This is a genomic window from Paenibacillus sp. G2S3 (assembly GCF_030123105.1).
GTDB lineage: Bacteria > Bacillota > Bacilli > Paenibacillales > Paenibacillaceae > Paenibacillus_AQ.
Map to the genome: position 1 here is coordinate 1,971,526 of NZ_CP126095.1, position 23,392 is coordinate 1,994,917.

Annotated in this window: 10 protein-coding genes; 7 read left to right on the top strand and 3 right to left on the bottom strand. The window is 43.1% G+C overall.

The genetic code is table 11. The features are described 5' to 3' along the window. Positions 1–157: 157 nt before the first annotated feature. Positions 158–1,204 carry a LacI family DNA-binding transcriptional regulator gene (locus QNH28_RS08550; protein WP_283910994.1) on the bottom strand — a complete coding sequence of 349 codons (1,047 nt, stop codon included), beginning with the start codon at positions 1,202–1,204 and terminating at the stop codon, positions 158–160. Positions 1,205–1,968: 764 nt separating this feature from the next. Between QNH28_RS08550 and QNH28_RS08555 the strand changes: the two genes are divergently transcribed. Beyond that, positions 1,969–9,690 (top strand): pullulanase, encoded by a 7,722-nt coding sequence (locus QNH28_RS08555; protein ID WP_283910995.1) that lies wholly within the window; start codon positions 1,969–1,971, stop codon positions 9,688–9,690. A gap of 166 nt (positions 9,691–9,856) precedes the next feature. Here the strand turns inward: QNH28_RS08555 and QNH28_RS08560 are convergent, their stop codons facing one another. Next, the gene (locus QNH28_RS08560) at positions 9,857–11,602 is read right to left on the bottom strand and encodes an alpha-glycosidase (RefSeq protein ID WP_283910996.1); all 1,746 of its coding nucleotides are present in this window, start codon (positions 11,600–11,602) and stop codon (positions 9,857–9,859) included. An 864-nt stretch (positions 11,603–12,466) separates the two neighbouring features. Here QNH28_RS08560 and QNH28_RS08565 point away from each other — a divergent pair. From QNH28_RS08565 to melA, 6 genes are all read left to right on the top strand, one after another. After that, positions 12,467–13,801, top strand: a complete 1,335-nt coding sequence (locus QNH28_RS08565) for a sugar ABC transporter substrate-binding protein (protein ID WP_042186329.1) — start codon at positions 12,467–12,469, stop codon at positions 13,799–13,801. 107 nt (positions 13,802–13,908) lie between these two features. Continuing rightward, positions 13,909–15,222 (top strand): sugar ABC transporter permease, encoded by a 1,314-nt coding sequence (locus tag QNH28_RS08570; RefSeq protein WP_042125830.1) that lies wholly within the window; start codon positions 13,909–13,911, stop codon positions 15,220–15,222. Beyond that, positions 15,219–16,061 (top strand): sugar ABC transporter permease, encoded by an 843-nt coding sequence (locus QNH28_RS08575; protein WP_042186333.1) that lies wholly within the window; start codon positions 15,219–15,221, stop codon positions 16,059–16,061. The genes QNH28_RS08570 and QNH28_RS08575 overlap by 4 nt, the downstream gene beginning before the upstream one ends. Positions 16,062–16,157: 96 nt before the next feature. Then, positions 16,158–18,212: a methyl-accepting chemotaxis protein gene (locus QNH28_RS08580; RefSeq protein WP_283910997.1), complete on the top strand. Its 2,055-nt coding sequence runs from the start codon at positions 16,158–16,160 to the stop codon at positions 18,210–18,212. 189 nt (positions 18,213–18,401) lie between these two features. Further along, positions 18,402–19,313, top strand: a complete 912-nt coding sequence (locus QNH28_RS08585; protein ID WP_283912088.1) for an AraC family transcriptional regulator — start codon at positions 18,402–18,404, stop codon at positions 19,311–19,313. A gap of 118 nt (positions 19,314–19,431) precedes the next feature. After that, positions 19,432–20,937 (top strand): alpha-glucosidase/alpha-galactosidase, encoded by a 1,506-nt coding sequence (gene melA, locus QNH28_RS08590; RefSeq protein WP_283910998.1) that lies wholly within the window; start codon positions 19,432–19,434, stop codon positions 20,935–20,937. Between the two features lie 1,290 nt (positions 20,938–22,227). Here melA and yhbH read toward each other — a convergent pair. Beyond that, entirely contained in the window at positions 22,228–23,391 is a 1,164-nt protein-coding gene (gene yhbH / locus QNH28_RS08595) for a sporulation protein YhbH (protein WP_283912089.1), read from the bottom strand. Position 23,392: the final 1 nt, after the last annotated feature.

A 23,392-nucleotide genomic window follows, 5' to 3' on the forward strand; every position in this document is an offset into this window, starting at 1 on the left:
GATCCGTATAAGCTTTACTTGAGATAGTTAAGTTTATCCTAACCTTAAATTCGAATATTCACCCTTAAAGAACTGGGTCAAGAAGTGTTTAATGAATTAGCGCAAACGTTTGTACAGATTTTCAAAAAATAAATGAAGCGTTGATCGCTTCACTTATTCATTCGGTTTTGTTCTTCGCATGTGAGTACATGGATGATTCTCTTACGATCAGGCGATGTGGAATAACAAATCGGTTTGTATATCCAGCATCGTGATTTGGACTTTTGATATTCTGGATAAGTACCTGAGAGGCCGTGTATCCAAGATGATAAATTCCAATATCAATACTACTGATCGGAGGGCTGGATAACTCAGATAATGGAATATTATTAAAGCTTACAATAGCGAGATCGTCAGGTACTTTGTATTTCAGTTCATTCAATCCGCGTAAAATTCCGAACGATACCATATCATCTACTGCAACTAGAGCAGTAGGCCGATTTGGCAAATTCATGAAAAAAGACATCGCTCTATATCCGCTATCCTGTAGAAATTCACCTTCTACAATCCATTCATCACGCATTTCAAGACCGCTATTCTGCAATGCTTTACGGTACCCTGCGAGACGATCGCGAGAAACAATTAGATTAGGCGGTCCACTTACGAAGCCAATTCGTTCATGCCCCATTGAAATGAGGTGGTTAGTAGCATCATATGCTGCCATCACATTATCGTTATCGACAGATAAAATATTCTCATATCGATCGCTTCGACCTACCAGCACGAATGGATAATCGTTACTCTCTAGAAAATCAATAACAGCATCATCCGTACGTGAGTACAGCAGAATAACACCATCTACACGACGCCCCTTTAGAAGTCTTGAAACGGCTTCCAATTCTTCCTTCTCGTTTGCTCCAGAGCTAATTAACACATCGTAGCCGGAACGACTAGCTTGTGTAACGATCCCCCGGATTAATTCCATAAAAAATAGATTTGAGAACAGCTCTTCAGCTGGTTTAGGAAGACTGAAGCAGATGCTGTTTGTAGTTTTCGATACTAGACTCTTAGCCATCATGTTAGGTGTATAGCCCATATCTTCCATAATAGCTTTGACCTTGCGGGAAGTTTCCAGGCTGATTCTGGGGTGATTGGACAATACCCGGGATACCGTGGAGGGAGATACTCCCGCTTTCTTGGCCACATCCTTAATGGTAACTGTCATAGAAACCTCCTTATGGAACCGTTTGCTTTACTACAGTAATATTAATCTAAGAGTTCTAAATTGTAAATAGATAAAGTCATTTGGAAGGGCATTATTACTACTTTTGGAAAGAGTATTAGAAATTTGAATGTAAATTTGTTTGTTTTCACCAAAAAAGTATGAATGATTAAGCAAGATTGATCTTAATATATATAAAAGATAGCCAATTTCTTCGAAAGGAGCAGTTCTTAAATGCAAACGTGTGGCTTAAACTTTTTTGGAACAATTGCTGAAGTATATATTAGATCCGAGTAGAGGAATGAAATTAAAGATACTATCAAAAAAACGGATAAATCCTAATGGAATTATCAGGTTTACTTTTCTTTATTTTTACTTTTATGATAAATTGAGTTCGTTCAACACATAAAAATACTGGTTGACAATACCATAAATACAGCATTAGTATGTAAATCAAAATATAGCAAGCGTTTACATTGGGCGATTTTGGATCGATACCAGTTGTGTTAAGGAATGAGTTTTATGTATTTAGGTTTGTGCACGTCTATTTGCAAACGTTTGCACTAAGTTCATGGTTTTGGGTTGATATTTAACTTTGATGGGAGGATGATGCCGTTAATCTGGTTTGACAAGCCGCTAACATAGACCTTCTCCAACTTTAGAAGGAACAGGCATGATTTCATAACCTCAGAATAATTGGCGGGGTTCGCGAAATTATGTATCCGCTTGCAAAAAGGGAATTCATAAACATAGGAGGTTTTACAAAAATGAAAATAACTTTATGGGGCAAGAGGTCATTCGCGATCTTCATGATCGTTGCTCTCGTGTTCTCCAGTCTTGGATTACACCCAGTTAGTGTTTCTGCAGAAACGACAAAGGTGGTTTTGGTCGGTGATTTGCAGTCCAAGTTTATATCCACTGGGGCGGAAAATGCTGGAAATGATTGGGATGAAAAATCAGTAGTCACTCAAATGACTTACTCAGACAATGGTTTGTATACTTTTGCAGGGACTCTGCCAGCGGGGGAATATAACTACAAGGTTGCTCTGAACGATAGTTGGGATGAGAACTATGGATTTGCAAAGTATACAAACCCTCAAGGGAAAAATGATGGAGAGAATATCCACATAAAGTTAGAAGAAGAAACGACTGTAACCTTTTATTATAATGACATCACTCATAAAATAGCTGATTCTACGTACTATACGCCAATTGCTGCAGATAAGTTTCCAAGATTGACAGGAAACCTGCCAGCAGAGGCGTTGTCCACATTAACAGATTCCGATTTTGATGGAGTGTACAGTACGGTTGTTACTGTGCCGCAGGGTGATTACACATACAAGGTTTCTGTTCCGGGCGCCACAGAAGCAGAGGATATGTCTTATCCAGAAAGCGATCTAGCGTTGAGCCTACCGTTAGATCTTAAGGTAACCTTCAAGTACAATACTGCAGATCACAGTGTGACCGCAGAATATAAAATCCCTACTGAACCTGTAGAGGTTACACCTGTTCCCGCAGGGCACATTCGTGTTCACTACAAAGCTAGTGATTACACTGATAAGGGATTGTGGTTATGGGGTGATGTTGTAAACCCTTCTGATGGTTGGGCTATGGGTGCGACCCCTTTCCCTGAAGGACAAATGGATTCCTATGGTGCATATGTTGATGTGCCGATCAAGGATGGGGCTAAGAAAATCTCATTCATCGCACTTAAGCGTGCAAGTGGTGCTAAAGACGGAGGAGATAAGAACTTCTCGATTAATACTCCACAAACTAATGAAGTGTGGATCACTGAAGGCTCCGATGTAGTTACGCCTTATGAACCGGTTAAGCTTCCGGCAAATACCGTTCGGATCCATTATATGAGATCAGATTCCAATCAAAGTCAGTATGGATTATGGTTGTGGGATGATGTTGCAGTTTCACTTAAGGATTGGCCTAAAGATGCAATTCCATTCCAAGCAGATCAAGTAGGTCGCTTTGGTGCTTATATTGATATTCCATTGAAAGAAGCTGCCAAAAAAATTGGGTTTCTCGTAGTGAACCCGTTGAATGGCGATAATAAAGACGGTGGTGACAAAGGATTTACTCTACTGGATCGTTACAACCAGCTGTGGATAAAAGAAGGAGACAACAATGTATATGTATCTCCATTTGGTGAAACACCTATCGGTTTAGTTTCGGCAGAGGTGTTATCGACAAGCAAAATCCTTCTTGGTTTCACGTTAACGGACGGCTTAGATGCAGTAGCATTGAAGAATGAGATTACCGTTAAAGATAAAGACGGTGTTGCTATTCCTGTATCGGCTGTAACTATCACTAGCAAAACTTCAATTGAAGTTGATACAAAAGCCTTTGATCTGGATAAAGTTCCGCTTAGCGTTACTTATTCAGGTAAAACGGTCTCTGCGGCTAGTGGTTGGAGAATGCTTGATGAAATGTACAATTATACAGGAGACGATCTAGGGGCTACGTATAACGCTGACAAAACAGCTACGTTAAAATTGTGGGCACCTAAAGCTAGCTCGGTTGTCGTTAATGTGTACGATAAGAATGACTCCAACGTGTTCGTGGGTAGTGTGGACTTAACGAGCGGTGAGCAAGGAGTCTGGTCGGTGGACTTAAAGCCGACTGATTTGACAGGCACTACTACAAACGATGTAAGAGGATTCTTTTATCAATATGAAGTGACGAATGACGGTGTAACCAATAAGGTCCTTGATCCTTATGCTAAATCAATGGCGGTATTTACTGTGGATACCACAGGTGCTGCTGGTGCTGGCGGGGATACAGTCGGTAAAGCGGCTATCGTTGATTTAAGCCAGACGAACCCGGATACCTTTGGTTATGCAGATATTAAAGGCTACGAAAAACGCGAGGACGCTATTATATACGAGGTCCACGTCAGAGACTTTACATCCGATGTATCGATCCAAGATAGTCTGAGTGGCGAAAGATGGGGCTCTTATAGCGCTTTTGAAAAGAAACTTGATTATATTAAATCTCTTGGTGTGACCCACATTCAGTTACTTCCTGTAATGGCTTGGTATTACGGGGACGAAACGAAGATGGATACTAGAGAGAGCGATTATTCTGCAAAAAACAATGAATACAACTGGGGGTATGATCCTCACAGTTACTTCTCTCCGGACGGTGCTTATTCGCAGAAACCTGCTGATCCTGAGGAGCGGATTAAAGAATTAAAAGGTTTGATTGACGCCGTACATGAAGCTGGAATGGGTGTCATTCTGGATGTAGTGTACACACATATGGCTAAAAAAGAATTTTTAAACGACATCGTTCCTAATTATTACGCGTTCCAAGATGCAAATGGCAACTTTATCGGAGGTTTCGGAAACAATCTGGCCACTAACCATAAAATGGCTGAGAAACTGATGGTAGATTCCGTGAAATATTGGTTTGAAGAGTACAAGATAGATGGAATGCGCTGGGATATGATGGGCGATGCGACAGCGGAGGCTGTACAACATGCTTATGATGCCGCGGCAGCAATAAATCCGAAGGCACTTTTTATCGGTGAAGGCTGGAGAACATTCGGCGGTGCCGCAGCCGATCCTTCCCTTGCTGGAAAAGGTGCAGATCAGGACTGGATGGATAAAACGGATAGCGTCGGTGTTTTCTCTGATGAATTCCGTAATGAATTGAAATCTGGTTATGGTTCTGAAGGTCAACCTAGATTTATTACGGGCGGTGCGCGTCCAATAGCGACAATCTTTAACAATATTAAGGCGGAGCCCTCAAATACGCCTGCTGATGATCCAGGTGATATCGTTCCGTACATCGAAGCGCATGATAATCTGACGCTGCACGATGTTATTGCACAAACGATCAAGAAAGATCCTAAAAATGCAGATAATGAGCTTGAAATCCAGAAAAGGATTAGATTAGGAAACATGCTTGTTCTAACCTCCCAAGGCACAGCCTTCATTCATGCAGGCCAGGAATATGGGCGTACCAAGCAATGGAATAGCACTACGGTTCCTCAGGATAAATACACAGAAATGTTTGATAGTGAAGGCAAATCCTTTGGTTACTTCATTCATGATTCGTATGATTCTTCGGATGCGGTCAACATGTTTGATTGGACCAAAGCAACGGATGAATCACAGTTCCCTGTTCAGAACACGACACGAAAATATACGTCGGGTCTGATGGAATTGAGAAAGTCTACGGATGCATTCCGATTGGGCGACAAGGATTTGGTTGATTCCAATGTTAACCTAATTCCTGCTCCAGAAATGAAGACTGATGATCTTGTCATTGGCTATTCTAACAAAGCTACTGATGGCACAGGTATCTATTATGTCTTCATGAACGGCGACAGTACAGCTAGAACACTGACCTTATCAGAGGATTTGACGGGTGGTAAGGTGCTTGTCGACAATGATGAAGCTGGTGTTACTGCGATATCGGCTGATCATAAGACAGGTTTTTCCTTAACAGCAAATTCAATTACGATAGATCCTCTAACTGCAGTAATTATTCAAAAGGATGCTGTGCCTGTTACGCTTACCTCCCTGGAAACAGATAGTGCAAGCTACACGCTGGCAGCAGGCAATACGCATCAAACAGCTGTTTTTGCGAAGTACGACGACAACAGCAGAAAAAATGTTACGCAATTGGCTACTTACAATTCCAATAAGCCTGAAGTGGCTACAGTAACCAATAAAGGTCAAGTGAAGGCAATTGGTAATGGAACAGCTGTAATTACCATCACTTATGGCGGTATTTCTACAACCGTTACAGTTAAGGTTACGGATAAGAGATATGTTCTGTTCACTTATACCCGTAGTGATAACGATTATAAGGATTGGAACATCTGGGTCTGGAATACGGGAGTTAAAAATGACCAGATCGATTTTACTACCTTTAAGGATGGTAAAGCGAGTGTCCTAATTGAGGTTGCTGAGAATGCGACAAGTGTAGGGTTTGTCCTTCGTAAAGGTACCGATTGGTCGATTAAGGACCCCTACGGGGATGACCGTATCATTCCGCTGACGCCTGGTGAATTATTCACTAAAGTGAACGTAACTAGCGGGGTGAAGGAGTTTGATATCAGCCCAAGTATTAGCGGTCCTATTCTTAAAGATGGAACGCTAACTTTCTTCTATCGCGATGATGCATTGTTCCGCAGTGGGAATATGGATGCGATCACAGCTGCAAAAGTAAAAGTGAATGGAAAAGCATATCCAATGGTTTATGATGCTGCTAAGGAGTTGTTCACTTACACGTTGACTGATTTAGTAGAAGGTACGTATAAGTATACGTTCTTGATCACGAAAAACGGAATCACTACTGAATTTACAGATCCTAAAAATACAGTGAATGATGAATCTATTGTTGTGTATCATATTCCTGACGTTACGATTACGACATCCGTAATCCCGGAAGCAGTTACATCGAATCAGAATGCGATTGTGACTATTAATGCATCTTCTTCAGAAGATGTAACGTATTCGGATGGATATATGGATTTATCTAATCTTGGAGGATCAAGCAAGGTTAAGTTAGATACAAACTTGATGAAGCAGACGGTCGCTGTGAAGGACACGGTGTCGGCGGGAATCAAGAATATTCCGATTACGCTCGTGGACCAGTACGGAAATACACATAAAGAAAATGCTAAACTCGAGGTAAAAGCGAGAACCTACACAGGTGATAAGCTGGATTTTGATTGGGATGAGGCTCGTATATACTTCGCGCTTACAGACCGCTTCAAAGACGGTGATCCAACGAATAATGAGAATGTAGATAAAGATCAACTGGAAGCATACCACGGTGGTGATTTCCGAGGAATGATCGACAATCTCGATTATTTGCAAGAACTGGGTATTAACACACTATGGATTACGCCAATTGTAGATAATATTGATTTTAATAAAGGTGATGGCTTCAAACAATACGGATATCATGGCTATTGGGCCAAGGACTTTACAAAGCTCGACGAGCATCTTGGTGATATGGAAACCTTCAAGGAATTGATCGAGAAGGCACATGATAAGGGCATCAAGATCATGGTCGACGTTGTACTCAATCATACGGGCTACGGTTTAAAGGCTGAGGATAATGAGCCGACAGTTACAGCTGAGGATAAAGCACGTTTTGAAGGAATGCTTCGTACGGATGGTGTATCCGCGGATACAGATCCAATCAAAGGTGAGCTTGCAGGGTTGCCGGATTTCAAAACGGAAGATCCAGCCGTTCGTGAAAAAATTATCGCTTGGCAAACAGGGTGGTTAGATAACGCTCGGACGGAACGTGGAGATACAATTGACTATTTCCGTGTGGATACAGTCAAACATGTAGAAGATACAACTTGGAAAGCATTTAAAAATGCACTGACTTCAATTGATCCAAACTTCAAAATGACCGGTGAATACTTCGGCGGAACCATTGATAGCAATGGTGGAATGCTCGAAACAGGCCAGATGGACGGACTGCTTGATTTTGGATTTAATGATGCTGCGAAAGACTTTACTGATGGTAAAGTTAACAGTGTTGATTCCTATTTGCAGGAACGAGAGTTAAAGATTGATAACACGAAGATGATGGCTCAATTCCTGAGTAGTCATGATGAGGATGGCTTCTTGTCCAATTATGTGGATGGAGACAAAGGCAAGCTGAAGATCGCAGCTGCACTGCAAATCACCGCCAAAGGACAGCCAGTCATTTACTATGGAGAAGAACTGGGCAAATCGGGCAAAAATGCAGGAGACATGTCTAAAGGTGAGTTCAGTGAGAACCGTAAGGATATGCCATGGGATCAGTTGACTGCAGAGAAGCCACTTCATGATCATTATCAGAAGCTGCTCAACATCCGTGCAAAATACTCCAAAGTGTATTCCAAAGGTACGCGCACGAAGCTGGTAGGTTCAGATGATTTAGGTTATTTAGCCTTCAACAAGTCTTACGATAATGAGAACGTCGTGACGGTTATTAACACTAAGACAAGTGAGGAATCCGCAACGATTCCAGTACCGTTTGCTGCCAATTCATCTGTAAAGGATGAGTACAGCGGTAAAACATACTCAGTATCCGAAGATCAAAAAGTAATCATTGATTTACCAGGTAGAGATAATGGGGGTACGGTTATTCTGGTAGAGGCATCGGATGTAACACCGACACCAACACCAGAGGTAACGCCGACACCAACAGCGTCACCAGAGGCAACTCCGACACCAACAGTGTCGCCTGAAGCAACACCGACACCAACGAAGACACCAGAAGCAACGCCAACACCAACGAAGACACCAGAAGCAACACCGACACCTACGGTGACACCAGAAGCAACACCGACAGTAACACCATCGCCATCGCCAGAAACAACGTATGGACCAATTGTTGTTAGCCCAACAACTCCTTCCAATGCCCAAGTTGTCAGTGAGGATAGCTTAAAGAACGTGAAAGAGGGTAAGGTGGAAATTGTTATTGCTGCAGGTAAGTCAGCGGTACTGTTACCGTTGCAAGCTGCAAAAACATTGGGATCTAATGATCTAGTAGTAAAAGTGGGGGATCTGTTAGTTACTATCCCTAACAAACTGTTAAGCACAATTCCAAGTTTAGCTTCAGGAATGGATGCGGAAGGTTCACGAATCTTATTGGATTTGAGTCCTCTGGTTGAGTCTGCTACAAAAGCATTAATCGATGGTTTAAACAAAGAGGTGGGGAGCGTAACTTCGCTTTCCGATGTGTTTGAACTGAGACTTAGCATTCTGAAGAAAGATGGTACCCGGATTGTAGTTAAGAAGTTCGATGAGCCAATTACGTTATCGTTTAAGATTAAAGGCCAATCGAATAAAGATCTAGTGGGCATCTACTATTTAGGCGATAATGGCGAGCTTGAGTACGTAGGTGGACAGCTGAATGGAGATGTGATATCTACACAGGTCACGCACTTTAGTAAATATGCCGTACTTGAGATTGTGAAGTCGTTTAAGGATGTTCCAACTACTTATTGGGCATTCCATGCCATTCAGTCTCTTGCCGCAAAACAAATTGTTTCAGGGGTTACAACAACCGAGTTTAATCCGAAGAGCAATGTTAGCCGTGCGGAATTTACCGCATTATTAATTCGTGCACTTGGTTTAAATGCGGATGGGCAAATTAAATTTACCGATATTAAGTCAGATGCATGGTATTCATCATACGTAGCAACAGCTTCTAAGCTGGGCATTGTTAGTGGTCGAAGCAAGGATACCTTTGCGCCGAATGCCTCCATTACCCGTGAGGAAATGGCTATTATGGTGATCCGTGCGCTTGAAGTGAAGTCTGGTAAGAAGATTGAACCAGCAGTGGGTGTCACGACATTTGCAGATGCAGCTAGCATTAGCAAGTGGGCAGATAGCTACGTGAAGACTGCAGCAGGTTTAGGGCTTCTGCAAGGCAGAGAGAACAATCAATTTGCTCCAAAAGGGTGGATGACCCGCGCCGAAAGCGCACAGATTATTTATACACTAATGAGCAAGTAAACTGGACTTCGGTGTGCTGATTGTTAGTGCACCGAAGTATTAGTTGTTGGCTAGTAAGGTGTAAGTCATCCTTCGTAATCTCTAATAGAAAACAGGGTATCCCACTGCTATCATAGCTAGTGAGATACCCTGTTTTTTATGTTTTATACGTCAAAAGCATTTAAATCTAGTTGATTGCTTTAAGTATAGCGAAACCATAAGCAGGCATCTTCATGATCAGCTTTCCACGTTCAGCACTCACTGTATCGCCAGTGAATAAGTTTTCCCAATTTCGCTCGTCTACATCGATACGGAACGTCTGAGCGGTCTCTTCACTGTTGATCAGTACAACTATATTCTGAAGATCCAATCGGCGCTCATAGGCAATCTTACTGCCTTGTCGACCTGCCTCCAAGAAAGTAAATGTCCCCGTACGAAGTGCAGGTTGATCATTGCGTATTTGAATGAGCTGACGATAGAATTGGAACAGATTACGATCCTGCTTCTCAGGGTTCCACTCCATGCATTTACGACAACCTGGGTCACCCTCACCGTCCATTCCGAACTCGTCGCCATAATAGATACAAGGAGTACCCATAAAGGTGAACTGGAATAGTGCAGCTAGTCGCATTTTATTTTTGTCCCCCGCAGCCAGCGTAAGCAAGCGTGGAGTGTCATGGCTATCTAACAGATTGAAAGCAACTTCACTTGCTTGCAGTGGGTAGCGAGATAACTGCCTGCCAATAGAGTTGGCAAATCCTTCAGCATCAAGGCTGCCATGAACAAAGAAGTCTAGGACGGCATCAGTGAAGGGATAGTTCATAACGGCATCAAATTTATCTCCTTCTAACCATGGAGCAGACTCATGCCAGATTTCCCCAAGAATGTAGGCCTCAGGATTAGCACGCTTCACCACTTTGCGGAATTCACGCCAGAAATCATGATCTACTTCATTGGCTACGTCAAGGCGCCAACCATCGATTCCTACTTCTGTGATCCAGAATTCTGCGACCTTCAGCAAGTATTCTTTAACTTCAGGATGCTCGGTATTAAGCTTTGGCATATGTGGTTCAAAGGCAAAAGTATCATAAGTAGGAATGCCGTTTACAACCTGAAGTGGAAACTCACGAATATGGAACCAGTCTTTGTAGATGGAGTCTTCTCCCTTTTCCTTAACATCCAAAAACGGAGCGAAGGTTCCACCAGAGTGGTTGAATACGGCGTCTAATAGCACTCGGATTCCACGTTTATGGCAGAGGTCAACTAGTTTTTTTAGTGTTGCAATATCCCCAAAATGCGGATCAACTTTCATGTAATCTTCTGTATCGTATTTATGATTAGTAGTTGCTGTGAAGAGAGGTGTGAAATAAATAGCATTGATGCCAAGCTCGTTAAGATGATCCAAGTGATCGATAACCCCTTGCAGGTCACCACCAAAAAAGTTGGTTGGTGTTGGCTCTGCTCCCCATGGCTGGACATTTTCCGGATCAAGACTAGGGTCGCCATTTGCAAAGCGTTCAGGGAAGATCTGATAGAAAACAGCGTCCTTTACCCAGGCAGGCGGAGTGAATACATCGACGGGATTAATAAATGGGAACTCGAAAAGCTTGTTTGGATTTTCAGGCCGGTTTGTTTGAAAATCATTTTCGGTCATCCATACTTTCTCGTTATCCTTTTGCAGTAAGAATCCATATTTCAATCGGCGATAGATGGGAACAGAGGCGCATTCCCAATAATCGAACATCGCATCAGAGGTGAAGAGGGTCATGGGAATTAGCTCTTTCGTGGTATCCCAAGTGTACTTATCCCCTGCAAAAGCAAATACTTCTGTTAAATCCCCTTTTTTAGCGCGGAGACGTAAATGAATCGTGCTCTCATTATAGGCATAAGACCAATTTAACCGCGGACGATGGTACACAGCTTCCAATAACATGAATAAGTCCTCCTAAAGTTTTGTAAGCGATACTTTCCTGATCAGCTTCGGCAAAACCACTTCGAAAGCATACGCTTAGTTTTGTAAGCGATACTTCCCTGATCAGCTTCGGCAAAATCACCTCGAAAGCATACGCTTAAGTTTTGTGAGCGATACTTTCCCGAACAATTCACCACAGCGCGTGGATTTTAGAATGTCGCTATTGTTATTGGTTGCACAGTTTTTTATGCAACATGCGCAAAAGATGAGGCAGACTTGCACATAACAAAGAGGCACAACCGCCGCGAAGTAGCTTGTCCGAGGTTGTACCTTTCATAAGTAACATTGCCTTTTAATTATAAAGAACAGAAGGCAGACAATAGATGAGATGATTCATGTTGGGTTGCCTCTTAACGATTTGGATTATAGCATGGAATAAAAGGGCTTTCAATACTCTTGTTCAAACCATTGCACAAATTTTCACTTGAGTATATAAGCGTTTCTACTGCTTGATAATTGTAAATCTATTGGAAAAGTGAATTTGTGGTATATCAGGGGTAAATAAAATAGCAATTCCATTTTTAAACACATGAAATATCGATTAATTAAAAGATATCATGTGAAAAATGGAGATAAATGCCTATATTGTTTATCAATTAATGGAAAATGGTCAAATATGGTATGTGCAAACGTTTTTAAAAACAAACGATACTGTTGTATGATGTATTCATGAATGAAGCGCTTTCTTGATCTGCTAATGCAGCTTTAGAAGGAGTGAGCTAAAAGAATAACTTTTTTTTTAGCTTTTCTGAAATCGTTTGCGCAAGTTTCTGCTCTACTATTTTATCATCTTATGCTTTTTTAAAATTGGGAGGGGTTAAAGTAATGAAGTTAAAAAAAGTGATGGTTATCACCGCTGCTGTCTCTATGGCACTGTCCGTTACAGCGTGTGGTTCGAGTAACAATGGGAATGCCGGGGGTAACAACGCAGCAAAAGCTACTAATGCTGCTAATAACACTACAGAGACTGCAGCGCCAGAGGGCACAGATGCAGCAGCGACAGATGAGATTGTACCTGAAGATGGAGCGACTCTAGTTGTATGGGAAAGTAAGGAAGAAAGACCATTCGCAGACGAAATTGCTAAGCAGTTCACAGCAAAATATAACGTTCCAGTCAAGATTGAAGAGTTGGCACCACCAGATCAAGTAACTAAACTTACGCAAGATGGTCCTTCAGGATTAGCAGCAGACGTTATCCTTATTCCTCACGACAACTTAGGTAAAGCGGCAAGTGCGAGCTTGGTTCTTCCTAACGATGTCTTCGGTGAAGAAACAAAAGCTAGCAATACTGAAGCTTCGATTATCGGATCTTCGTATGAAGGCGAATTGTATGGCTACCCAAGAGCAGCAGAAACTTATGCATTGTTCTACAATAAATCACTTGTTAAAGAAGCACCTAAGTCTTTCGACGATGTTCTTGCTTTCAGCAAAACATTCACAGATAAATCCAAGAACAGATACGGAATTATGTGGGAAGTAGGAAACTTGTACTTCAACTACATGTTTATCGCTTCCGATGGCGGATATCTATTCGGTAAGGACGGTACAGATAAAGACGATATCGGACTTGCTAATGATGGAGCTGTTGCAGGACTTAAAGAATTTGTGAAAATGAAAGAAGCATTGCCAATTAAGAGCGGAGATATCAACGCTGATATCAAACGCAGCTTGTTCAACTCAGGTGATGTAGCAATGGATATCACAGGTCCTTGGGAGCTTGGAGGATACAAAGCAGCTCTTGGCGACAACCTTGGTATCGCACCGATCCCTACAGTGAATGGCAAAACAGCCATCACATTCTCTGGTATCAAAATTTTCGCAGTTAACTCGTTTACTCAATATCCGAATGCTGCTAAATTGTACGCTCATTTTGCATCAAGCAAAGACGCTCAATTGCTATTGAATAAAACGATCGGTTCTGTTCCTACAAACAACGAAGCGCTTCTTGATCCACAAATCGTTAACGATCCATTTGTATCCGCTTTTGCAGCACAAGCTAAGAGCTCCCAGCCTATGCCTTCCATTCCTGAAATGGGTAACGTATGGAGCCCTGTAAATGCTGCACTTCCAGAAATTTGGGATAAAAATGTAGATCCAAAAGCAGCAATGGACAAAGCTGTTCAACAGATTAAAGATTTGAACAACAGTTCATCGCAATAAGGATCATAAATCACAGTCTTAACAGCATACAGTGAATCAAGCTGCCCGTCGCATGTTTAGCGGAGGGCAGCTTCTTATTTTCACTCGGAGAGGAGAACGGAAGCGAAATGCAGCGACATCGCACGAGGGCCGCAGTACTGTCGACGATTTTCATGGGATTGGGACAAATATATAACCGCCAATTCATCAAAGGAATCATGTTTTTAGTTGTAGAAGCCGCCGCTGTTTATTATTTTATTCAGAATCTTGCTACTGCTTTATGGGGTTTTGTCACACTAGGAGAAAACCCTAGCCGTTTGGTAAAAGTAAAAGGCATCGCTAAGATGGTAGCTGGGGATCACTCGATTTATATTTTGATTCAAAGCTTGATCACCATTCTAATGCTTATCATCATAATCCTCGCTTGGTATTTGAACATTAAAGATGCTTATAAGACTGGAGAGAAACGCGATAACGGTCTTCAGGCAAACACCTTTAAACAAAGTGTTCGCTATATACTAGATTATAAGTTCGCTCAGACGTTCTTGGTCTTGCCGGGTATTGGTGTTCTGTTCTTTACGATCATGCCAATCATCTTCATGATCCTGCTAGCGTTTACGAACTATTCCGCACCTGATCATCTTCCACCCGCTAAACTGGTGGACTGGGTTGGATTTCAGACCTTCCGTAATTTATTGGTTCTCAAAACATGGAGCCACACTTTTTATGGCGTATTAACGTGGACGATTATATGGGCAGTTCTTTCAACGATTACTACATATTTCGGAGGACTATTGGTAGCCTTATTGGTGAGCCAAAAAGGCATTCGTTTCAAAGGAATGTGGAGAGTTATTCTGATTGTGCCTTACGCAGTACCGCAGTTAATCTCTTTGCTGCTCATGCGCAATTTATTTAACGGTCAATTCGGCCCTATCAACCAATACCTCGGGTATTTTGGAATGGGCGGACTGCCATGGCTGACAGATCCATTCTGGGCTAAGGTTACCGTTATTATTGTTAACATGTGGGTTGGTATTCCAGTCTCGATGTTACTTATTATGGGCGTGCTGACTACAATTCCTCGGGATATGTATGAAGCCGCTGAGGTGGATGGAGCATCAGGTTATCAGAAGTTCCGGATTGTTACGCTACCAATGGTATTGTTCTCTACCGCACCTACCCTAATTACGCAGTTTGCAGGTAACATTAACAACTTTAATGCGATCTTCCTATTAACAGGTGGTAGTCCTGTAAATGGTGATTATCAATATGCGGGTTCCACGGACTTGTTAGTAACCTGGCTATACAAATTAACACTTGATCAGAATAAAAACAATATGGCTTCGGCAATAGGGATTATTATCTTTATCATTGTTGCATCATTCTCCCTGTACAATTACCGCCGGACGAAATCATTCAAAGAGGAGGATATGATCCAATGAGCAGAAAGATCGCGAACTTTATTCGCTTAAGTGGTAGTTACATCATCTTGATTGCTTTGTCGATAGCGGCACTCTATCCGGCCCTCTGGATTCTATTTGCTTCCTTCCGACCTGGTAAATCACTGTACAGTAAAACGTTTATCCCTGAGCAATTCACCTTCGATCACTACAGAGAATTGTTCACATCACCGAGCTATATGTTTGGAACTTGGTATGCGAATACATTGAAGATAGCCGTATTCTCCATGCTTATCGGTGTAGTTCTTACCTTGTTAACCAGTTACGCTGTATCCAGATTCCGGTTTAAAGCGCGTAAAACAGCGTTATCGACCGTTCTGATTCTTGGTATGTTCCCTGGTTTTATGAGTATGATTGCCATTTATATGCTCCTTAAGGAGTTTAATTTGCTGGATACACATATTGCCTTGATTATTGTTTATGCGGCCGGGGCGCCGCTCGGGGGAACATTTATCGCCAAAGGCTTCCTCGACACGATTCCTCGTTCATTGGATGAGGCGGCTCGAATAGACGGGGCGAGCAATTTCGGGATATTTATGCGAGTCATTCTTCCCTTGTCACGCCCTATGATCACTTACATGGCACTGACTCAATTTGTCGGTCCTTGGGTGGATTTCATTTTCGCCAGACTTATTTTGCGGACGAAGGAGAACTGGACCGTCGCAGTCGGAATGTGGGATATGGTTAACTCGAACCAAAACACTAACTTTACCTTGTTCTCTGCCGGTGCTGTTCTGATCTCTATTCCAATTATGATTTTGTTTGTATTCTTGCAACGTCTGCTTGTTGATGGATTGACTGCAGGAGCTAGTAAGGGGTAAACGAATTAGCTTCTTCATACTAAAGAATGAACAGGGTACAGCCTTTGTACAGAAATGGAAGGCTGTACCCTTATTCCATCATAGGGAGTGAACTTAATGAAAAAACTATGGACTCTACAATTTAGATCAGTTGGAATAAAATTGTTCGTTATTTTATTCAGCTCCATAGTGCTCTTATCCTCTGTACTGGGATTGACTTCATATTTTGCTGCCAAAGATATCATTACAGATGAGGTTGCTGCAGCCTCCTCACAGTCAGTAGTTCAAGCGGCGGACAAGCTGGATTTTGTTCTAACAGAATATGAAGCGCTTTCAAGACAATTTGCACTCGACACCGCATTAAAAGGTGATCTGGAAAAAATAAATAGTGGCGAACTTACAACGGTAGCCAAAGTTGCTGCAGAAGATCGGATTCGTAGAAAGCTGGATTTAGTTAAAGGATCAGATGATCGGATGTATGGCGTCAGACTGGTGTCTAAGAGCTTGGAAGAGACGGAATCGTATAAATCTGTAGGCATTAGTGGCCTTCGTAGTGATGAAGGTGTTGCTGAAAGACTGAAACAAGTTGCAGATGCCAAAGGAGAGCCAGTTTGGTTTCCGGTTCGTGAGAAGGGATTCTTTGATGCTTATACGGAGCCTACTTTAACTATGGGAAGATTACTTCGCAATCTTTTACATCCTGAAGCGGAGTATTACATGCTGATCGAAGTTAAAGGGAAGGCCATGACTGAAATGTTGTCTAATCTTCAGATTGGAAATACCGGTGAGCTTCGAATTTTGAGCACAGAAGGTAACATTGTTTATGGTGCAGATAAGACTAAACTGGGTCAACCCTCTTACATAAAAGTAACAGAAGAGCAAAAAGTAGAAAAGAATCATTCCTTTACAGCAGCCGATGAGAACGGAAGTCCTCAGCTTGTCGTTTATCAGCCTTTAACGACGGCAAAGTGGACGCTCATGGGATATGCACCGGTCAGTGATTTTACGAAGTCGGCGGACAAGCTTCTTTATATCACTTTCTCTGTATTGCTGGCCGCTGCCGTGATAGCCCTGTTAATTGGTTATATTCTAGTTCGTTTGGTTGGGCGTCCTCTAGGTAAGCTGGCGACCTTAATGGAAGAAGGTGAGCAAGGGGACCTTCGTGTACGAACGAATTTTAAGGGTAAGGATGAGATTGGCAGGCTTGGGTATAGCTTTAACAAAATGATGGAGCAAATTTCTCTGCTTGCAAGCCAGAGTGAGATGTCAGCGGATGAAGTGCTTGGTACTTCGGAACAATTAGTCAAAGCATCAGGTACAACCTCACTTCATGCCAGAGAAGTTGCATCTGCAACGGGTGAGATTGCACTTGGAGCAGCCAGCCTTGCTGTCGAAGCAGAACGAAGCCATCACAATGTCGAAATCATTGGCAGCAAGATGAGTGAAGTGACTGAACTAAATACAGTAATGGACGCTTCGGCGGAGCGAGTGATTGAGGTTAGTGATCAGGGGACAGAGCTGATGAAGCTGCTAGTAGAGCAGAGTGAATCTACGGTGGAGATGTTCAATCGAATACAAGAAAACTCCAATAAACTTAGAGAGAGCACTCATTTAATTCGCACTATTCTTAGCCCTATGATTGCCGTAAATAAGCAGACCAATATTTTGGCGCTAAATGCCACTATAGAAGCGGTAAGAGCCGGTGCGGCAGGCAGAGGCTTTATAGTGATTGCTGATGAAATCAGACAGCTCGCTAACCAATCGAATGAGTCGATCCAATCAGTCTCCAAGATTACGGAAGAGATTGGTCTACACATTGAGAACACGGTTAAAGATATCAATGAGACCGCTCCAAAGTTCCGTGAACAGATTTCTTCTGTACGTGAGTCGTCAACGATCTTTGCAAGTGTCAAAGAGGAAATGGAATACTTCATGGGGCATCTTAGTGAATCTTCGGCCTCTATCCATGACCTGATAGCGTTTCAGCGTCAATTAGGTGAATCCATGGCGAGTGTCAGTTCCATTGTGCAGCAGACGACGGCTTCGACGCAGGAGGTAGCTTCTATGTCTTCACAGCAATTTACTGTAAGTGAGGAGCTAGTTGCCTTATCCCAAAAGCTAGAGAGCTTAGCAGCAGACCTTAAGCAATCCATGGTCTCTTTTCAAGTATGAGAATTAAATCTTAATAGTAAAAACAATAAAACGAGCAACGCTCCTGTGTATTGGAGTTTTGCTCGTTTTTTCTAACTTCATGACTTCAAGGAGCTCTTCTTGTCTTAGAAGTGGTTTGGGAGATACACTTGGATTAACATTTTAATAGAAGAAAGGAGTGATCGGTTGACGAATTTGCCTCTAAATAATCTGAGCGGGAGTCTTTTTCAGCAGGCTTTAATTGAAGGGGAATATAGTCCTCATTTTTTTGCTTACTATTATAAACAGTGGAACAACTACAATATGTCTTACCATCAGCATAATTCAACCGAAATCATGTATTTGATCTCAGGAAGCTGTGTCGTGGATGTCCGTCCAAGAGCAGGTGGAGAAGAGAGGTTTAGATTAAAGCGGGGAGAACTGATCATACTCGATGCAAATGTACCGCACAGACTGATTGTCGAGGATGGATCGCCCTGTCGAATGCTGAATGTGGAATTTGGATTTATGGAATATACAGGGGTTGCTCCATCTATCGGCAAGCTCGCTCAGAAAGAAACGGCGCTTGCTGAATGGTTACAGGTTCCCTTTTCCAGTCTAGTCATGCCTGATCCGGAGGAAATCTATCATGTTCTTAAGGGACTTGTACTGGAGCTAGATCAAACTGGCGGGAAAGGTGGAAGTATGGTTGATTTATTGTTCTGTGAGCTTCTGCTTCGACTATCCAGCTTGCGACAGGACCAGCTTCATGCTAGCCAACAGCCTTCACAGCTCTATGTGCGGCGGAGTATCGAATTCCTGCATCAGAATTATGATCAAAGTATTCAGGTTAAGGATATCGCTGCCGCGGTCAATCTGCATCCCGGATATCTGCATCGTATTTTTAAGTCACATACAGGCCGGACACTCAGTGATTATTTGAATATGCTGCGAATGGAGAAAGCAAAGATGCTGCTGGGTCAGAGTGATATTCCGATTGCTGAAATTGCCGATTATGTTGGAATTAGCAGCAGGCAATACTTTCATCTCCTCTTCAAAAAATACACCGACAAGACACCCGTAGAATATCGTAATTCCATTGAGCGTCACTCCTGGAACTATGAAGAGATGGATCTTCAATAGATAGGTTAGGATTTTTGACACCTTCCTTCAAAAGTGGTCATGATATTGGTTACGCTTTCCTCAGCTCCCTTGCTACAATGGACAGGAAGAATCAATTCATTACCGGAGGATGATAAGGATGTCATTTAAAGTGTCTTTTATAGGGGCTGGCAGCATTGGATTTACCCGTGGATTGTTGCGGGACTTACTAACCGTACCGGAATTTAATAATATTGAAGTCTCATTTATGGATATTAATAGTTACAACCTGGAGATGGTTACCGAGCTGTGCCAACGTGATATTGAAGAGAACGGATTAAATATTCAAATTCAGGCGACGACAGATCGAAGAGAAGCTCTGAAGGATGCCAAGTACGTATTTTGTACTATTCGCATGGGTGGATTGGAAGCATTTGCTACGGATGTGGATATTCCATTGAAATACGGAGTCGATCAGTGCGTAGGAGATACCCTTTGTGCAGGCGGCATTATGTATGGACAGCGCGGAATTGCGGAAATGCTGAATATTTGCCGTGATATTAGGGAGATGGCTGATTCGGATGTACTCCTGCTTAACTATTCGAACCCTATGGCTATGCTGACTTGGGCTTGCAACAAATACGGTGGTGTACGGACGATTGGTCTGTGTCATGGTGTGCAGCATGGGCATGGGCAAATTGCAGATGTGTATGGGCTGGAGAAATCGGAAGTTGATATTATTTGTGCGGGCATCAATCATCAGACCTGGTATATTTCGGCGAGTCATAAAGGTAAAGATTTGACCGGAGGTCTTTTAGAAGCTTTTGAGAATCATCCAGAATTCAGTCGCACGGAAAAAGTTCGGATCGACATGCTGCGCCGCTTTGGATATTACAGTACAGAATCCAATGGGCACCTAAGTGAATATGTGCCATGGTACCGTAAACGTAGCGAAGAAATCATGGATTGGATCGATCTCGGAAGCTGGATTAACGGCGAGACTGGTGGATATCTACGTGTCTGTACGGAAGGGCGTAATTGGTTCGAGACAGATTTCCCGAACTGGATGAAAGACCCGGCATTGGAGTATACGGTGGAGAAGCGCGGGGAAGAGCACGGCTCTTACATTATAGAAGGATTGGAAACCGGGAGAGTGTACAGAGGACACTTTAACACTGTGAACAATGGCGTGATTTCTAATCTGCCAGATGACGCGATCATCGAAGCACCGGGGTATGTAGACCGGAACGGGATCTCCATGCCGCTGGTAGGCGAATTGCCGCTTGGTCTCGCAGCGGTGTGTAACGTTAGTATCTCAGTGCAACGCTTAGCTGTCGAAGCTGCTGTGCATGGCGATGACAAGCTACTGCGTCAAGCATTTATGATGGATCCGTTGGTAGGCGCTGTATGTAACCCAAGAGAAATCTGGCAGATGGTTGATGAGATGCTCGTAGCTGGGGAGCAGTGGCTGCCTCAATATAGCGAAGCTATTGCAAAAGCGAAGGAACGCTTGGCTTCAGGAGATCTTATTCCAACGAATGCCAACAACGAGGGCGCTGCTCGTCTGAAGGTGAAGACGGTGGATGAGATGATGCAGGACCGGGAAGCGGCGAATAAAAATGCTGGTGAATCTGACAAAGGCAAGGATAGAGAGAAGGTTCTGTAGGTTGTAGCTTTTTAATTATATAAATAACCTCCACATCCCGGAGCTTGGGAGGGGAGGTTATTTTCATAATGAAAATCTATTCAACTGTCCGGAGCCGTTCCACAATACACTTGTTATCACTTAGATAAAATATGCCAAGAGGCAGTCCTAGGCCAAGTGCTAATTGAACAGGTAGTGTGGTAATCAGCTGTAAGGTGAAAGAACTGACAACCGGGTCAATGGGTTGTTGCTCTCCATTAATCCGCTGAAGCTAGTTGCTCTAACCAAAGAAAAAGAACCGGGATGCTCCAACAACGGAAGGGTGAATGTAGGATCGCGAAACAGAAAGTACTGGAACCCCGCCGTTGTTTTTCAGTTTTCCAAACATACTTTCCGGCTTATCCTCTGATGATTCGGACCCAGATGACGCTATTTAGCAATTTAGGGCTTTTTGAGCGTGGTTTCGGACCCCAGTGCAGCTATTGCTTGGAATGAAGCTCTGTGAGGGTGTTTTTTGTGCCAATAGGGGCTATGGGGTCCGATAGCGAGGCAAATGTGCTCAAAAGTAGCATATAAGGTCAGCTGAGTCCGAAAGCGTAGAACCCCGAGCCCACCGATTCTCCAAGAGCTCCCCGATTGTCCCCGTGCCCCAGTAATCCTTCGGTTGCCTACTATATACTATTCTAGCTCATCCCCTGATATCTACGGACCCAGATGACGCTATTTAGCAAATAATCACCTTTTGAGCGTGGTTTCGGACCCCAGTGCAGCTATTGCTTGGAATGAAGCTCTGTGAGGGTGTTTTTTGTGCCAATAGCGGCAATGGGGTCCGATAGTAAGCCAAATGTGCTTAAAAGTCGCGTATAAGGTCATCTGAGTCCGAAAGCGTAGAACCCCGAGCCCACCGATTCTCCAAGAGCTCCCCGATTGTCCCCGAGCCCCAGTAATCCTTCGGTTGCCTACTATATACTATTTTAGCTCATCCCCTGATATCTACGGACCCAGATAACGCTATTTAGCAAATAATCGCCTTTTGAGCGTGGTTTCGGACCCCAGTGCAGCTATTGCTTGGAATGAAGCTCTGTGAGGGTGTTTTTTGTGCCAATAGCGGCTATGGGGACCGATAGCGAGGCAAATGTGCTCAAAAGTCACGTATAAGGTCAGCTGAGTCCGATGGCTACTTTGTACGGGTGAATGATACTGAATCAAACAGAGGAAGTATGGCGTTTTGTTCAAAGCGGAGAAACCCCCAAAAAAACATGGGTATTCCAAAAGCCACGAATTGGCTGAGGGACACCCATGTATAGGAGATTATGAATTAACAGCACCCTTTTGACTAAAGAAGGTCTTTAGCGCCTGGTACACTTCTTTTTTGTCTTTAATGACATAATGCATGAATTGTTCATGCTTCAGATGACGATAAGCAGACATTAGTGTACTGCTGCGGTTATACTGATTCACTTCACCATAGCCAAACATATTGCTTCGTTTCAGCAGTTCTCCGATTAGCTTCACGCAACGTTCGTTGTCGGAGGTGAGGTTATCCCCGTCGGAGAAGTGAAACGGATAAATATTGTACTGCGCAGGTGGGTATCGGCTATCGATGATCTCAATCGCTTTTTGATAAGCTGAGGAACAGATGGTTCCCCCACTCTCGCCACGAGTGAAAAAATCATGCTCGCTGACCTCTTTAGCCTCTGTATGGTGGGCGAGAAAGACAATCTCCACCTTTTCATACTGGCGGCGCAGAAATCGGGTCATCCAGAAGAAGAAGCTGCGGGCGCAATATTTTTCAAAAGATCCCATCGAACCTGACGTATCCATCATCGCAATAATGACCGCATTGGAGTGAGGCGTTCTAATGTCATCCCATGTTTTGTAGCGCAGATCATCAGGGCTTATACTGTGAATTCCGGGATTACCTCTGCTTGCATTACGCCGAAGATTCTCCAGAAGGGTACGTTTCTTATCGATGTTGGACATCATACCTTTTTTACGGATATCGTTGAAGATGATAGATTTAACCTCGATCTCTTCCTTATTCTTGGGCTTCAGATGAGGCAACTCCATATCCTGAAACAAGATGTCCTCCAGATCCTCCAGATTCACCTCTGCTTCCACGGTGTCTTGACCGGGTTGATCGCCTGCTTTATCCCCTTTGCCTGGCTGTGCCGACTGTGAATCGCGCCCAAGTACATCCCCGACCTGACTTTCCCCGTCGCCCTGTCCTACATGCTTTTGCTTACGGAAGTTATAGATAATTCGATACTCATCCAGACTGCGAATCGGAACCTTTACAATCTGCTTACCGCCTGACAAAATAATATTTTCTTCGGTCACGAGATCCGGCAAATTATCCTTGATAGCTTCTCTGACCTTTTGCTGATGACGTTCCTGATCCTGATGACCTTTGCGATGAAGGGACCAGTCTTCTTTTGAAACTACAAAGGAAAAGGGACCAGATGATTGCGACAGG